At 47.3% G+C, this 14,011-nt stretch carries 15 protein-coding genes and 1 riboswitch; of the genes, 5 read left to right on the plus strand and 10 right to left on the minus strand.

Features of this window, described 5'->3' with window-relative positions; all coding sequences use genetic code 11:
* Window positions 1–288: 288 nt before the first annotated feature.
* From QNO02_RS02310 to nfsA, 3 genes are all read left to right on the plus strand, one after another.
* The gene (locus QNO02_RS02310) at window positions 289–1,449 is read left to right on the plus strand and encodes a YhgE/Pip domain-containing protein (protein ID WP_091038143.1); all 1,161 of its coding nucleotides are present in this window, start codon (window positions 289–291) and stop codon (window positions 1,447–1,449) included.
* A 155-nt stretch (window positions 1,450–1,604) separates the two neighbouring features.
* Complete coding sequence (locus QNO02_RS02315; protein WP_091038144.1) at window positions 1,605–2,204, plus strand: TetR family transcriptional regulator; 600 nt, start codon at window positions 1,605–1,607, stop codon at window positions 2,202–2,204.
* Window positions 2,197–2,940: an oxygen-insensitive NADPH nitroreductase gene (nfsA, locus tag QNO02_RS02320; protein ID WP_133386944.1), complete on the plus strand. Its 744-nt coding sequence runs from the start codon at window positions 2,197–2,199 to the stop codon at window positions 2,938–2,940. Before QNO02_RS02315 ends, nfsA begins: the two co-directional genes overlap by 8 nt.
* A 297-nt stretch (window positions 2,941–3,237) precedes the next feature.
* On the opposite strand, the gene QNO02_RS02325 is transcribed toward nfsA, so the two are convergent.
* The 7 genes from QNO02_RS02325 to QNO02_RS02355 form a co-directional block, all read right to left on the minus strand.
* Window positions 3,238–4,068 carry a TatD family hydrolase gene (locus tag QNO02_RS02325; RefSeq protein ID WP_289390978.1) on the minus strand — a complete coding sequence of 277 codons (831 nt, stop codon included), beginning with the start codon at window positions 4,066–4,068 and terminating at the stop codon, window positions 3,238–3,240.
* Window positions 4,069–4,153: 85 nt separating this feature from the next.
* The gene (locus QNO02_RS02330) at window positions 4,154–5,053 is read right to left on the minus strand and encodes an ABC transporter ATP-binding protein (RefSeq protein ID WP_289390979.1); all 900 of its coding nucleotides are present in this window, start codon (window positions 5,051–5,053) and stop codon (window positions 4,154–4,156) included.
* Window positions 5,054–5,091: 38 nt separating this feature from the next.
* Entirely contained in the window at window positions 5,092–5,850 is a 759-nt protein-coding gene (locus QNO02_RS02335; protein WP_091038150.1) for an ABC transporter permease, read from the minus strand.
* On the minus strand, window positions 5,850–6,140 hold the full coding sequence (locus tag QNO02_RS02340; protein ID WP_017690996.1) for a thiamine-binding protein: 291 nt from the start codon (window positions 6,138–6,140) through the stop codon (window positions 5,850–5,852). Before QNO02_RS02340 ends, QNO02_RS02335 begins: the two co-directional genes overlap by 1 nt.
* A 216-nt stretch (window positions 6,141–6,356) precedes the next feature.
* Window positions 6,357–7,397, minus strand: a complete 1,041-nt coding sequence (locus QNO02_RS02345; protein ID WP_091038151.1) for an ABC transporter substrate-binding protein — start codon at window positions 7,395–7,397, stop codon at window positions 6,357–6,359.
* Window positions 7,398–7,618: 221 nt separating this feature from the next.
* Window positions 7,619–7,731: riboswitch (TPP riboswitch) on the minus strand.
* A 145-nt stretch (window positions 7,732–7,876) separates the two neighbouring features.
* Window positions 7,877–8,620 (minus strand): NAD-dependent epimerase/dehydratase family protein, encoded by a 744-nt coding sequence (locus QNO02_RS02350; protein WP_289390981.1) that lies wholly within the window; start codon window positions 8,618–8,620, stop codon window positions 7,877–7,879.
* Between the two features lie 17 nt (window positions 8,621–8,637).
* Window positions 8,638–9,024 (minus strand): VOC family protein, encoded by a 387-nt coding sequence (locus QNO02_RS02355; protein ID WP_289390983.1) that lies wholly within the window; start codon window positions 9,022–9,024, stop codon window positions 8,638–8,640.
* Window positions 9,025–9,199: 175 nt separating this feature from the next.
* On the opposite strand from QNO02_RS02355, the gene QNO02_RS02360 reads away from it, so the two are divergent.
* On the plus strand, window positions 9,200–9,709 hold the full coding sequence (locus QNO02_RS02360) for a DUF2798 domain-containing protein (protein ID WP_353959100.1): 510 nt from the start codon (window positions 9,200–9,202) through the stop codon (window positions 9,707–9,709).
* A 427-nt stretch (window positions 9,710–10,136) separates the two neighbouring features.
* Here the strand turns inward: QNO02_RS02360 and QNO02_RS02365 are convergent, their stop codons facing one another.
* A complete protein-coding gene (locus QNO02_RS02365; RefSeq protein WP_091038155.1) occupies window positions 10,137–11,372 on the minus strand; it encodes an MFS transporter in 1,236 nt (411 codons plus the stop codon).
* A gap of 387 nt (window positions 11,373–11,759) precedes the next feature.
* Between QNO02_RS02365 and serS the strand changes: the two genes are divergently transcribed.
* Window positions 11,760–13,058, plus strand: a complete 1,299-nt coding sequence (serS, locus tag QNO02_RS02370; protein ID WP_289390986.1) for a serine--tRNA ligase — start codon at window positions 11,760–11,762, stop codon at window positions 13,056–13,058.
* A gap of 64 nt (window positions 13,059–13,122) precedes the next feature.
* Here the strand turns inward: serS and QNO02_RS02375 are convergent, their stop codons facing one another.
* Window positions 13,123–13,740 carry a hypothetical protein gene (locus QNO02_RS02375; protein ID WP_091038159.1) on the minus strand — a complete coding sequence of 206 codons (618 nt, stop codon included), beginning with the start codon at window positions 13,738–13,740 and terminating at the stop codon, window positions 13,123–13,125.
* Between the two features lie 16 nt (window positions 13,741–13,756).
* A complete protein-coding gene (locus QNO02_RS02380) occupies window positions 13,757–13,960 on the minus strand; it encodes a hypothetical protein (RefSeq protein WP_076253873.1) in 204 nt (67 codons plus the stop codon).
* Window positions 13,961–14,011 lie beyond the last annotated feature (51 nt).

Genomic DNA, 14,011 nt, shown 5'->3' on the forward strand with positions numbered 1-14,011 from the left:
GGTTCGCTGCGGCGGACCGTGTTTTTTTGTTGAGAAAAAATACAGTTGAGTCGCCAGAAAGTAAGCCTGAATCGTTGGTATAGATGTTCTTTTCTACAGAGAAATGATAGCATAATGCTCTTTTGTGAAAATGGATCAATTGCATTCATGAATAAAGCTTATATTTTCTGAATTTTTCAAAAATGAGTTGACAATATGGACATATTCACATAAAATTTAAACGATCGTTTGATTCAAACAACTGTTTAAATCAAATTAGAACTATTTGAGTAATGGAGGACACCTTTTATGTTACAGGCTTTACGTACATTGTTTAAAAAACCGCCAGTGATTGTAGGGATCGTAACAGCACTTATGTTCCAAGTGATCTTTAGCGTGATCTGGATGACCGCATATTCGGGAGTAAACGACCGCACGAAGGAATTGACGGTTGCGATTGTGAATGAGGACGGCGAAATGTCCAAAGGCATCGCAGATTCCCTCGCAGGAACACTGCCTTTCCACACCGTATCTAATCTGAGTGCGGCTGAAGCGTTGGACCAGCTGAATCATCACCAAGTACACATGGTGCTCGATATCCCGGCTGGATTTAACGAATTGCTTCAGACGGCTGGCTCAACCGCCGAGATTAAATACACCATTAATGAAGCGAACCCGGTTACGATCAAAAGCATGATGCAAGGTGTATCACAAAGTGTGACAAACACAATTAACAAACAAGCTACAGCACAAGGGGTACAGACAGTGTTGACCGCTTCAGGCGCGCCTGCCGAACAGGCTGCTGAAGCCGCTACAAACCTGACTACCCGAGTGGAAGGAACGACAACGTCCATCAACCCGGTTAACGGGATGAATAATCAGATGGTGCCAATGATGATGGTACTGGCTTCCTATGTAGGTGCCATGATCATGGGGATGAACCTCCAGACAGCCATGGGTATGCTGTCATCTACCTATTCCCGATTGACTTTGTTTGGCGCGAGAGTAGTCATTAACGTGGGTTCTGCATTGGTCGTTTCCTTGCTGGGATCATCGCTGATCGTGGCACTGGGAGGACAGATTGCACAAGGATTCGTTGCATTCTGGTTGTTCCAGGCGCTCTTCCTGTGCACGTTCATGTTCTTCTCCCAGTTTTTCCTGATCTGCTTCGGACCAGCAGGAAGTCTGTTCAACATCATCTCACTGTCCTTGCAACTGGTATCTTCCGGCGCAATGGTACCGCGTGAATTGCTGAACAGTTTCTATAGCGGCATTGGGCAGTACCTGCCTGCAACATACGCCGTTCAGGGTATTCTGAGCGTGCAGTTGGGAGGCCCAGGAGTTCAGTCTGCTGCGGGCTCTATCGTGATTGTATTGTTGGTTGCCGTTGCGTTGTCACTGGTCGTGACGTTGTTGAAAAAACAACGCATGCCAGCTATGGCTCCAAGCCCTGCTCAAGCAAACAACTAATACAGCAGATGCATACCACTGCATCATAGGATAGGACAAGCACCCCGATGATTTTCATCGGGGTGCTTGGTGTAATATAATAGACAGATGAATCGCTGGCTGCAGTCCTTGAGCTGGAGCGAATAAGATGAACGGACAAGAGGGAGCGGGACGGAATGACGGAACCGGAGTTGGATATCAAAACGAGGATATTGCTTGCAGCCAAAAAGCTTTTTGCACAGCAAGGGTATGACGGGACGAGTGTTCGTCAAATATGTGATGAGGCAGGTGCCAATGTGTCGTTGGTGTCTTATCATTTTGGCGGCAAAGAAAAGGTGTTCGAAGCATTATTTGAGCATTTTTTCCCGGGGCATATGATGAACTCGCTGGCGGAAGAGTCGATGTCCTCGCCTGTGGAAGGTATCCGCCGAATTATTGGTGAAGTTGTGAAGTTCACGATGACGGATCGGGAGATGAGTGATATTGTGCAGCTTGAAATTACACTGCGTACACATCGTACAGCTACCGTATTTCGTTTTCTAGACCCTGTCTGGACCCGAGTGAGGGAACTGCTGCAAGAGGGTAAGGATCAGGGATTGTTCCAGGTCGAGTCCGTATCTTATGCGATGCTTCAGGTTATGGGCGTGGCTTTGGCGCACAAACGGGCCAAGAATTCACGATTTGGCTTTGATTATCAGGATATGAATACAGACGAGCTCGCTGAGCAGACAATTGAGTTCGTACTTCGAGGATTGGGAGTGAACCACCATGAATGAAACCATTGAGTTGATGATGAAACACCGTTCTGTACGCAAATTCAAGCCAGACCCGGTAAGTGAAGAGCAGCTTGCAGCCATCGTAGCGGCTGGGCAGATGGCTTCCTCTTCAAGTAGTGTGCAAGCATATACTGTAATTGCTGTGACTGACTTAGAGCAAAAAGCCAAGCTGGCTGAATTGGCAGGCAATCAGGCCTACGTCAATGAATGCCCGGTGTTTCTCGTATGGTGTGCTGATCTGTATCGACTGAGTGATGCTGCGAAACGTCATCTTCCTGAAAAGGAATCGTACGCCGATTCAACCGAGAATTTCATGGTAGCCACGATTGATGCTGCATTGGCTTCCCAGAATGCTGCTCTTGCAGCAGAGTCGCTTGGTTTTGGAATCGTATATATCGGCGGGCTTCGGACCCGGATTGAGGAAGTAGCCGAGTTGTTGGGATTGCCGGAAGGGGTATATCCGGTGTATGGCATGTGTATTGGTGTTGCAGATCAGGAAACGGGGATTCGTCCACGTCTGCCACTGAATGCAGTTCTGCATCATAATCGCTATAATGCCGAGCAGAGCATCAAGGGTGTTGAGCAGTATGATGAGACAACGACGGCCTACATGAAAGAACGGACTAACGGTGAAAGAACAACTCCATGGTCCGAACTGATGGCGAAGCGTCTGACTGAGCCGACAAGGTTGCAAGTGAGACCGTTCCTGGAAGGCAAAGGATTTTTGAAGCGTTAAGTTGAACTGAAGGTAGTTACACTTGCCACTCCGATGACAGAACAACCTTCCGATCGCTGTTATCCCCAGATTTTTTGATCCAATTTTTGTGAAGGTGAAAATCTAGCGATAAAGGCGAACGCTCTGCTTCCTCAGGTTATTTCTGTCCTCTACGTTCCTGTGTAAAAATTCAGTTCAACTGATATATATAGTAAATTAGAAGTCAGTCGGATCGAAACCGACTGGCTTCTTTGTGCTTTGTTGTAAAGTGCTGTGTTGGCAGGGCAAGCGAGAGTGCTTGCTGCTACCAGCTGGTAATCAAGTTAAGCCATAGAAACGCTTTGTGTTCTGATAAAAGAGACGGGCTGCCCGCTCGGTTCCCATGCCAGTGATCTCACTCCATGCCTGGATGACCTGTCTGGTCATGGCAGGGTGTGTCATTCGTCCCTGAAATGGTCCTTCGAAGGGCCAAGGTCCGTCGGTCTCGGCCATCACTTGTTCCGATGGATATTGCCGGGCGAGTTCGCGAATCTCTTCTTCATACAGAATATCCGGCGTGAAGGAAATGAAATAACCGTTGTCCGCCATGCGCCTTACGGTTTGGCGAGAACCTTTGAACCAGTGGAAATGAGCACGTCGGAACTGATATTGCTCCAGCAGATCACAGACGATATCGGCATCATCGTATACCGCATGAAGGACAAGTGGTTTGTTGTGCTTTTTGGCAAGTTGGATGAAACGTTCGAGCAGTTCGATATACCCGCTCTGATCGAAGTGCTGTCCTGCCTGCTCAGCCTCTAGACGATTGTAATAGGGAAGGCCAACTTCTCCTATGGCTGTGGCTTGTCCCATATGCTTCTCGATCCATTGGAAGAACAGGTCCATTTCTGCAACGGATGGTAGTTCCTGTTCCGGATGGAAACCGAAGGCCGGATAGATGTTGCGTGGCTGTTGCTTTGCAAGCTCCAGGTTGGCCTGGGCAGAAGCGAGATTCATGGACACGGCGATGACTGCCTCGACTTGTTGAGACGGGAAAGATAGCAGCATCTCGCGTTGTTCGTCAGGGGTATACTGATCGAAGTGAATATGAGCATCAATTAATGGTGCAAAAGCTTGAGAATGCACGCGGGAATTCCTCCTTGTGGTCATTTATATTCTAACTATGTTACGCAGAATTTCTTATGGTGGATCACCCAATAAAGGAAAATAATAACTTTAAAAACCCGCGCTATTATTATAGGCGGGCTTTCTGCTGTTCTTCTCTCATCCACTGAGCAATCTGCCGTTTACGCTCCAGAAAAGCGGATTCCTCCGTAATTTCTTCTCGTCTTGGGCGATCAAAAGGAACATGTACCTCGTGCAACACTGTTGCAGGTCGGTTGGATAATACATAGACCCGATCCGCTAGCAGTAATGCTTCTTCGATATTATGGGTGATGAACAGCACCGAGCGGCGGTTCTGTTCCCAGATATCAAGTAGCCAGCGCTGCATGTCGCTACGTGTCAGTGCATCCAGTGCGCTGAAGGGTTCGTCCAGTAGCATCAGCTCCTGCGGACTGAGCAGGGCGCGCAGAAAAGCAGCACGCTGCTGCATTCCGCCCGACAACATATGAGGATAGGCCTGCTCAAACCCGGCAAGACCCACGCTGCTTAACCACTTACGAGCTTCCGCAAGTGCTTCGGCCCGAGGGGGAGCACTTGAAGCTACTTCACCAGCAAGCAGTACATTGTCTTCAATGGTACGCCAAGGGAAAAGAGCGGGTTGTTGCGGCATATAACTAATCTTGCCACGCTGTCCCGTTACATTCTGACCGTTCATAAGCACTTGGCCTTCCTGTGGCTTCAGCAGACCACCGATGATATGGAACAGGGTGCTTTTGCCACAGCCAGAAGGTCCAACGATAGCAACAAACTCGCCTTGCTCCACAGTCAGGGACAGGCCGTTCAGAACCGGTAACTTGCTCCGCCGTTCACGGAATGATGCATGAACATTAACAACGTCCAGTGCAGGTGGAACCGGAGCAGGAGTGGCAGGTCGATCAGGCGTAGCCGGGTGGAGTTTTTCATTGTACTTTGGCTCCATTACACTTGCTCCTCGTCCAGGCTGGACTTGTTTTTCCTGTTGCCGATTCATATGGTCATCACTTCCTAATATACAGATTACATGCTTTACTACCGCTTCTGTGGCCGCCAGCGCACGAGCAGCTTCTCCAGTAGTGCAATGAGCAGGAAGAGCAGTAAGCTGAGAGCGACAATAATCATGATTGCCACGAATAAACGATCGGTGCGATAAGCCGACTTTTGCAGCATCATATAATAACCAATACCCTTGTCTGCACCAATCCATTCGGCAATGATGGCACCCATCACGCTATAGGTAGCGGCGATTTTGACACCGGAGAACACGGATGGCAGCGCATGGGGAAGCTCCAGCTTCCAGAAAATCTGATGACGTTTCGCACCAGCCATGCGCATATAGTTCATCATCGCCGCGTCAGTACGGGTCAAGCCATCCATCGCCGCCACTGCAACAGGGAAGAAGCAGACGAGGATGATCGTAATCAGCTTGGGCAACAGCCCGAATCCGAACCAGATTAACAGGAGTGGCGCGAGCGCGATGGTCGGGATATTTTGACTAAGAATAAGTAAAGGGTACAGGGCTGACTTGAGAAAAGGGACCAAATGCAGCACCATCGCTATCAGTAATCCGACCGCTGTGCCAGCCGCGAATCCAATCAGCGTTAACTGAATGGTTGCGGAAGCGTGCATGCCAAGCCGTTCGGCCTGGGTTGCCGCTTCGCGGGCGATGTCGGACGGTGCAGGCAGCATCCATTTCTCAATATGGAAGAGGGAGACGGCTCCCTGCCATATCGCTATAAAGAGAATAACCGCCACAATGGGCGGCCATACACTTTTGAAATAGGCAGGCATTAGCGATACTTCTCCGTCAGGGTGTCCATGCTGAAGCCGGTAGGGCTATGGGCGATTTTGATCTGGGAGATGATGCTTGGGCTGCCAGCCTCCACGAGTACCTCGTGCATTTTACGGACAACCTCCAGCAGTTCCTCCAGTTCCCCCTCCATCGTGGTGTCGAGCGCGTTCACCTGATATTTCAGGCCGGATTGCTGAATAACTTCAATGGCGCGATCTACATAAGGGTAAGAATTCTCGCCATTTGGCGTTTTGGGAATAACCTGAATGCTAAGTAATGTGCTTGCCATGAGAGATCACTTTTCCTTTCGTGATAAATTGCATGAATTGAACCAGGTTTACACTCATCACTCCGATTGCAGTACCCTCTTACGATCACTGTTATCCCCGGATTTCTTTAATGAATTTCAATGGAGGAAATCCGGGGATAAAGGTGAGCGCTTCGCTTCTTCAGATGGGTTCTGCACTCTTCGTTCTTGTGTAAAAAAGTTAAACTTAAGCAAATTTTATTGGGGTAAAAAATCGTTCGTATATGCCTTGCTTACATCGATCTGTTCATCCAGCAGTTTTTTGCTAAACATCCAGTCGGTGTAGTTCTGCCATACTTCCTGCTTTTGCTCACCCCAGCGCGGGGCGTCATCCGTGTACTTTGGACTAAGCCATTTCTGGCTTGCCAGTACCAAGTCTTTATCTAGATCCGGTACGGCCTTGATCAGAATGTTCGCTGCGTCTTCGGGATGATCAATCGCATATTGATACCCTTCTGAAGTGGCTTTCAGGAATGCTTTCACCAACTCAGGGTCGTTTTGGATCGTCTGCTCGTTTGTTACAAGGACAGGTGTGTAGTAATCCAATGCATCTGAATAATCCTTCACATATAACATGTCGATCGGTTCTCCGCGCAGTTCGGCTTCAATACCTGTCCAGGCGTAGAAAATCCACGCGAAATCAATGTCCCGTTTCACTGCGGTGAAAAAGTCAGCGTCACCCATGTTAATGTTTTTCACTTTGGATACATCGGCTCCGTCGCCTTCCATAATGGATTGCATCACGGCTTCTTCGACTGGGGAACCCCAACCGCCATAGGTTTTACCTTCAAAATCTTTCGGTGATTTGATATTCCGATCCGCCGGAGCAGCGAACCCGGATGTATTATGCTGAATAACTGCTGCGATGGAGACCAATGGAACACCCTGTGTGCGGGCTTGAGTTACACTCTCCTGATAACTTACGCCAAAAGGCACTTCATTCGAGGCAACCATTGTATCTGCGCCACCGGCACCTGGTTGTACAATCTCTACATTCAAGCCCTCAGCCTTGTAAAAACCTTGATCTACAGCCGCATATAGGCCGGTATGATTCGTATTCGGTGTCCAGTCGAGCACCACTTTAATATCTTTCAGGGCGGCAGTGTCACCTTTGTTACTGCTTTCCGCATTTGTGTTGCTGTTCTGTTCTGCCGGGGCAGCTTCTTTGCCGCCACATGCGGCTACAGTCACCATAAGCACGCATAAGAGCATCAATCCCATCGTTCTACGCCATTTCATCTGTAATTCTCTCCTTCGATATGTCCGGCCGAGTGGCACGGGGTACTCCTTGGCTTCATATCCAATCATCTTGCATAAATCAACAGATTTATACCAGTTGAGATCTGAATAACGTCACTTTTTTTAGCTCTCTGGCTATATAAAAGAACATTAAAAAAGCGTCCCGTATTCCGGGACGCGTGCAGGCGTTAGAGAGGTGGCGTTCAGCCATAGGGCTGTGCCATTTCGATATACTCCGATTCCTACGCTGGCATGATCCAGATCAGGTCTAAGGGTTAGTATCTTGGTGGGATACACTCTCAGCCGGCCAATTCCGACTCCCCTGGGAAACTATGAAGTTACGGGCATTACTAGGTGTAATTATAGGCCAGCGGGTGGAACGTGTCCAGTCAGGAACTGGATGGGGACACGTATGAACTTATCAAACAGGCCGTTATACATATGTATATCAGCCTGTTTAGATGTGTTATTTTCATTAATTATCGTGGCGAATCATATAAGGCAATCTGGCTGAGTGCAAATGCATCGGATTTTGGGGCATAACCTACCTGTTTCTGAGTGGTTTCCAGATTCAATCGTTTAAACCGATTATTCGAGATCCCATGCAGTATGGTGAAGGGCTCCAGATTGGTAGCTGTAATTGCTTTGAACATCAAATCACACAAGTCAGCCGGACTAATATACGCGCTCATATCCCTTGCTTCCAGCGCTGGTCCGTCCGGTTGAAAATCATCATATGCACCTATACGTATTGCTACACTTTGTAAACCTTCGGTATACGCAAAATAGGAAGCGAGCGATTCTCCAAAACATTTGCTAACCCCGTACAAATTCCGTGGGTGTGTTGGCATGTCCGGATAGACTTGAGCATCAATGGGATACCCCTCAATCGTCTGTGCACTGCTCGCCAGAATGACTCTTTGCACACCTTGGTCCTTAGCTGCACGGAATACATTAAATGTACCTTTGATATTGATGTCCAACAACGATTCATAGAATCCGGCATTCGGGGAAGGGTCTCCCGCCAGATGTACTACCACATCCATGCCTTCGCAAGCATGCTGACAGGCTTCAGGGTCTGTCACATCCAGTGTCATGATCTCATGGTCGGTTTCTTGATACGTATGCAGTCTGTCGATATTCAAATCCGTTAGTCGCAGGTGATATGCTTCTGACAAGTCCCGGCCAATTTTCCCGGCTGCGCCGGTAATTAAAATGTTCATGAAATCAACTCCAATTCTTAGCGCTGGAAGAACTCAATCCATTCCTTTTCAGGTCCATAGATGAAGAAATAGCGGTAACCGTTAGGCAGTGTAATAATCTCTCCATCAATAAATACGGCTTTGGTGGCTTGGATGCGTTTGTACTCAGAATCAAGGTCATCTACATGGATCGCAAAATGGTGTACCGTACCTTCGGAAGGCAGCTTGTCGCTGTATCCTTGAATTAACTCAATCTCAGTCTCATTACTTCCATTGAAGCCGAGAAAGGCGAGCTGAATGACGCCGTTGGTATGCGTCACCCGGTCTTTCAGTTCCAATCCAACAACCTCCGTATAAAAACGAAGTGTAGTATCCAGATCACGGACGGCAATGCCAACGTGGTCGATGCGCTTTTGAAAACTCATAATCAAAATCCTCCATATGTAGTGAATGTTTCTACCATTTTAAGGGATATCATAGGGCTGTACTACATGGTTGTCAAATCCAATTTTAAATTGGAAAAAATCATAATTGTTCACAGAATGTTCACTTATGTGGAGGGTTTGGTCATCTCTATAATTACGAAGGTAAACAGAGAGGATGAGAGAATTGCCAACCAGCAAGAAGGAACAGATTATTTTCGGATTAATGATGTGTACAGGAATGGTCTTGGTCATGATGTTCTTCAATCTATGGCACAGTGGGTTACTCGGCAAGATGTCCCCGCTTGAGATACTGCTTCAATTCATACTATGTTTTGTCATCGCGTTTCTGGTGGAGTCTTTCATTGTTGGCCCTGTGGCGAGAAAGATTGCATTTTCTATGCCCTTCGACAAGTCCAATAAGATTCTAGGTGTGCTGGATATGTCATTTTTTATGGTGATTGGCATGGTTCTGATCATGTCTTTGTATGGAATGATCTCGGCATATCTCGCTGATCAATTAAGTGGGTCATCCGTACTCCGTACGTATCTCCATACAATCGCTCGTAACTTCAGCCTGGCGCTTCCATATCAATTGATCATTTTGGGACCACTCGTACGATATGTATTCGGTAAATTCATCAAGGATAACGGGCCCGTAATGCCTGTCGTTAACAAAAGTGTGTGATTCGGTTGGCCATAAGTATTTCCTGGGCAATCTTGTGCAAAAGAATAGATATTATTCTCACCTTTAATGAAAGGTGAGAGAGAGGCAAAGATAGGGCACTTGCCACGATGATTACAGCGCTAACGAATCGAGGACACCTTATTAGTCCAGTTTTTAGGGAATAAAAAATCTAACGAATCTCAGCGGCGTTATTATGCAAAAAACCTCCAACGAGACCTTGAATTTGAGATAATTATCTATAATAACGTCTCTAGGATTCGTTAGATTTCAAATATCCTGAAATGCAGATAAATAGCGTGTGCTAGGTTCGTTAGAACAGAGTATCGCTACAAAAAAATGTCCACTGTCAGGTCATGACAGTAGACATTTCAATCTCATCTCAATAATAGGTAATTCTAATTCTCAGGACTGCAACGACACATAACTGTTAAGTCGCTGGATCGACCACATGTTTGTTCTGCCATTGATACGTGATCACGCTAATGACAAGCAGGCCAACTGCAAAGATCGCAAGCATCCATGCAGACTGATTAACTGCCAGATGATCAAGACTCCATCCCGTAGTCAAAGGCAGAATGGCACCGCCAACTCCACCTGAGGCAATCAAAATGCTGGGTGTGGATTCTTCTGTTCCGGGCAGCAGTTTACTGGCGAAGACAAGGGCAATGGAAAAAATACCTGACATCGCAAGTCCAAGCAGCAAGATGATGAGAAATGCAGACCAGATTTGGTTTGTAAATGGAAATACCATTAACAAAAGAACAGATGCAAGACAACTGTACAGGACATAGACGCGGTATTGGAATTTCTCTGCGATATACCCGGCGAAGAGTCGTCCCACGGACATGGCAATCCAGAAACAGGTGACACTAAGCGCTGCTCCGGCTTCCTTCATGTTCATTTTCTCAATCAGAATCGCTGGCATGAAGTTCGCAAGACTCATCTCTGTGCCAACATATAGGAAGAAGAAGAGGACGAATAATACCAGAAGAGTTCTGTTACGGCCACGATAGGTTGGACTGGATGTACTTGCAGATGCGGGATGCATCTCACCCGATGTCCCAGCAGTGTGGGCATGTACTGAACCGTTATTAGAACTACGTCGCTCCAGAAACTTATCGAGTTCACCGAATGATCCTTTTGCCCAGAAAACAAAGGTCAGCGCTGCGCAGATCGCAACAACGAGAAAAGAAAGGCGCCAGTATCCGGCAGCAATCAGACCGCTGGCAATGAGCGGCATGACCATCGCTCCGATCCCAAATAACACTTCCAGTCGACTCATGGCAACGGCTGTATTGTCTTTAATTGCAGCGATGATAATGGTGCCAATAACAGCTTCAACCATTCCGAATCCAAAGCCGGCAGCGGGTGCAATGACGAACATCCAGCCCCATGGTGGCAACAACATATAGGATAATTCTGCAATGCAGAGCAACGCTGTGGCGATTAACAGGCCTCCCCGTTTACCAAAGCGTCTGTTCAGCCATGGAGATAACAATACACCACCGAGGAATCCGGCAAATTGAGCAAAGATCAGCGTTCCGCCTTGGCTATAATCTTTGCCGTAATGTTCAAGTGCAACCGGTAAAATGGAACCGAGCACAACGTGGGCAAGTCCAATCAGGAAATAGGACAGACATCCGATCCAAAGTAATTTTTTCATAAAGAACTCCTTCTACTTATATACATAAATTGAGGATCACAATAAAGCGCAATCTTGAAGACAAAGTCTATCATAACAGGACATGTTACGATGTGCCATGAATTCCTGATCGATACAGAAGGTTGCAATTTGGTCCGGCGTTCGTATATACTGAGACCAACAATTACAGATCGGACCATGCCGTTGAAGAGCATCCAACTCGGAGGCGTTTTCGCCAGGGGAGCGATATTTCCCCAAGTTAACCGGAACCGCCCGTTATCGCGGACCAAGAGGCTGGAAGCAGGATATCCTGATTCAGCAAGTTGGGTGGCACCGCGAGCAGAGCGCTCCTCGTCCCAAGGGATGAGGGCGCTCTTTGTATTTTTACAGCCAAAGGAGACGGTGACCATGTTAGAAATGAAATGGATTCGGGCACATGCAGAAGAGGTTCAGGCAGCAGCAGACGGGAAAAAAATCAAGATCAACATTCGCACATTGTTAGAGCGTGATGAAGAACGTAGAACACTTTTGCAGGAAATGGAAGAAGGTCGCAGATTGCGCAATACGTTATCTGCAGACATTGGCAGACTCATGCAAGCTGGGAATCGGGAACAGGCAGAGGGTTTGCGGGCCCAGGTGAAACAGATCAATGAACAGTTGGAATACGTGGAAGCGAAGCTCGCCCCTGTGCAGGAGGAAGTAACCAAGCTGCAATGGCTGGTACCCAATATCGTATCCCCGGATACCCCGAAAGGCACGTCGGATGCGGATAATGTGGAGCTGCGACGTGTGGGAGAGGTGCCAACGTTCGAGTATAACACCAAAGATCACGTGGAGCTTGGGGAGTTGCATGATCTGATCGATATTCCTCGTGGAGTTAAGATTGGCGGTACGCGAAGCTATGTATTGAAAGGTGCGGGCCTGTTATTACATCGGGCAGTACAGCAACTTGCGCTTGATCTGCTGCTAAAGCACGGGTTTACACCAATGGAGGTTCCGCTGATGGTCAGGGAGGATGCGCTGGTGAACACCGGATTCTTCCCAACCGGTCGAGATCAGGTCTATGAACTCGAAGGGGAGAACAAGTGGCTGGTGGGAACTTCTGAAGTGCCGCTGGTCTCGTATTATGCCGATGAGATTGTTGATGTTCAAGAGCCTGTGAAGCTGGCCGCGGTATCGACGTGTTTCCGCAGTGAAGTTGGCTCCGGCGGACGGGATGTACGCGGATTGTATCGTGTGCACCAATTTGCCAAAGTTGAGCAGGTCATTCTCTGTGCCCCTGATGCGGAAGAATCGGAGCGCATGTTGCAAGAGATTACAGGACACGCTGAAGAATTGTTGCAATTATTGGAACTGCCGTATCGTGTTGTCGCTGTATGTACCGGGGATATGTCGCAGAAAACGTACAAACAGTATGACATCGAGACCTGGATGCCAAGCCGCGGTGCATATGGAGAAACGCATTCGTCGTCGAATCTGCATGATTTCCAGGCTCGCCGTTCAAATATTCGTTGCCTCGATGCCGAAGGCAAGTTGGCCTACTGTCACACGCTCAATAATACGGCGGTGGCATCGCCGCGTATCCTGATTCCGTTGCTTGAGAATCATCAGCAGGAGGATGGAAGCATTCGCATTCCGGCAGCCCTGCGGCCCTATATGGGCGGGGCCGAGAGCTTGATTTTGCCAGAGCAGGATGAAGTGAAGTAGAGAGGTTAGGTAACGCTCTAGGAAGTGAAGAATCAGCAAAGGAACCCCTTGACAGGGGTTCCTTCTAATTAAACATATGATCTGTTACCCACTGGTACTCTTGTTCAAGTCGAGCTGCCAATTTGGGATCTTCTTCGGCTGCAACTTTTCTCATGTATGTTAAATCAATCGTATCAAATTGACTGTAAATCAGGTAACGTGCCCACTCCAAGCTTCGGGCATCTGTCCAGTACTCGGAGGCTCTCAATCGATCCAAAATAAGGTCATCTATTCCAATTACGTAACAGTAGCCTTCAGGTGTTAATAATTTGATAATCTTGTCTTTTGAACCTTCCAGTGTATCAGAAGGTATTTCGATAGGGATGTCCATTTCGGAGACATAATAATGTCTTCCTTCGTGAACGAAACCCAGATGATCAAATAAACTTCGGGCCAAATCATCTCTGATCATGACCAGATCAACATCAGCTGTCTTGTAACTTCCAGAAGTGTATAGTTCAACAGCATGTCCTCCAACAATAATGGCTGGATCTGCATCTAAATCATCAAGAATAGGAGTAATAATACCCATCACATAGAACTCTTTTAAATCACTTTTGGTCACATCAGCTGCAAGTTCCTTCAATTTTTGTTTAGCCCATTTAATTCTTTCCTGCATTTCTGGTGTTTGAATACGTTCCATGGTTCACCTATATTCTTTAACGCAGCTTCCATTCACGCTCGTTAATGATTTCAATTTGTCCAGATTCAAGGGCTTTTTTGAAACGATTGCGGGCTGTTTTCATCAATAGAACCATTTCGTCTTCAGGACGAATCTTGGTGGATGTCGAAGTGACTATAGCTTTCATACGTTTACGGTTATTTTTAGGTGAAACCATATCAAGCAAATTCTTTTCGATCATACATACCCCACCCCCATCTTTTAGGTTTATTAAAACAGTATTACGCGGCCT

The organism is Paenibacillus sp. PK1-4R (genome assembly GCF_030369595.1).
Taxonomy (GTDB): Bacteria; Bacillota; Bacilli; order Paenibacillales; family Paenibacillaceae; genus Paenibacillus.

Excerpts from the sequence above, each read along its gene's own strand:
- QNO02_RS02380 (WP_076253873.1), bottom strand. The coding sequence starts at position 13,960 with ATGATCGAAAAGAATTTGCTTGATATGGTTTCACCTAAAAATAACCGT.
- QNO02_RS02355 (WP_289390983.1), bottom strand. The coding sequence starts at position 9,024 with ATGAGTTTTCAAAAGCGCATCGACCACGTTGGCATTGCCGTCCGTGAT.
- QNO02_RS02315 (WP_091038144.1), top strand. The coding sequence starts at position 1,605 with ATGACGGAACCGGAGTTGGATATCAAAACGAGGATATTGCTTGCAGCC.
- nfsA (WP_133386944.1), top strand. The coding sequence starts at position 2,197 with ATGAATGAAACCATTGAGTTGATGATGAAACACCGTTCTGTACGCAAA.
- serS (WP_289390986.1), top strand. The coding sequence starts at position 11,760 with ATGTTAGAAATGAAATGGATTCGGGCACATGCAGAAGAGGTTCAGGCA.
- QNO02_RS02345 (WP_091038151.1), bottom strand. The coding sequence starts at position 7,397 with ATGAAATGGCGTAGAACGATGGGATTGATGCTCTTATGCGTGCTTATG.
- QNO02_RS02360 (WP_353959100.1), top strand. The coding sequence starts at position 9,200 with ATGAGAGAATTGCCAACCAGCAAGAAGGAACAGATTATTTTCGGATTA.
- QNO02_RS02375 (WP_091038159.1), bottom strand. The coding sequence starts at position 13,740 with ATGGAACGTATTCAAACACCAGAAATGCAGGAAAGAATTAAATGGGCT.
- QNO02_RS02350 (WP_289390981.1), bottom strand. The coding sequence starts at position 8,620 with ATGAACATTTTAATTACCGGCGCAGCCGGGAAAATTGGCCGGGACTTG.
- QNO02_RS02340 (WP_017690996.1), bottom strand. The coding sequence starts at position 6,140 with ATGGCAAGCACATTACTTAGCATTCAGGTTATTCCCAAAACGCCAAAT.
- QNO02_RS02335 (WP_091038150.1), bottom strand. The coding sequence starts at position 5,850 with ATGCCTGCCTATTTCAAAAGTGTATGGCCGCCCATTGTGGCGGTTATT.
- QNO02_RS02330 (WP_289390979.1), bottom strand. The coding sequence starts at position 5,053 with ATGAATCGGCAACAGGAAAAACAAGTCCAGCCTGGACGAGGAGCAAGT.
- QNO02_RS02325 (WP_289390978.1), bottom strand. The coding sequence starts at position 4,068 with ATGACCACAAGGAGGAATTCCCGCGTGCATTCTCAAGCTTTTGCACCA.
- QNO02_RS02310 (WP_091038143.1), top strand. The coding sequence starts at position 289 with ATGTTACAGGCTTTACGTACATTGTTTAAAAAACCGCCAGTGATTGTA.
- QNO02_RS02365 (WP_091038155.1), bottom strand. The coding sequence starts at position 11,372 with ATGAAAAAATTACTTTGGATCGGATGTCTGTCCTATTTCCTGATTGGA.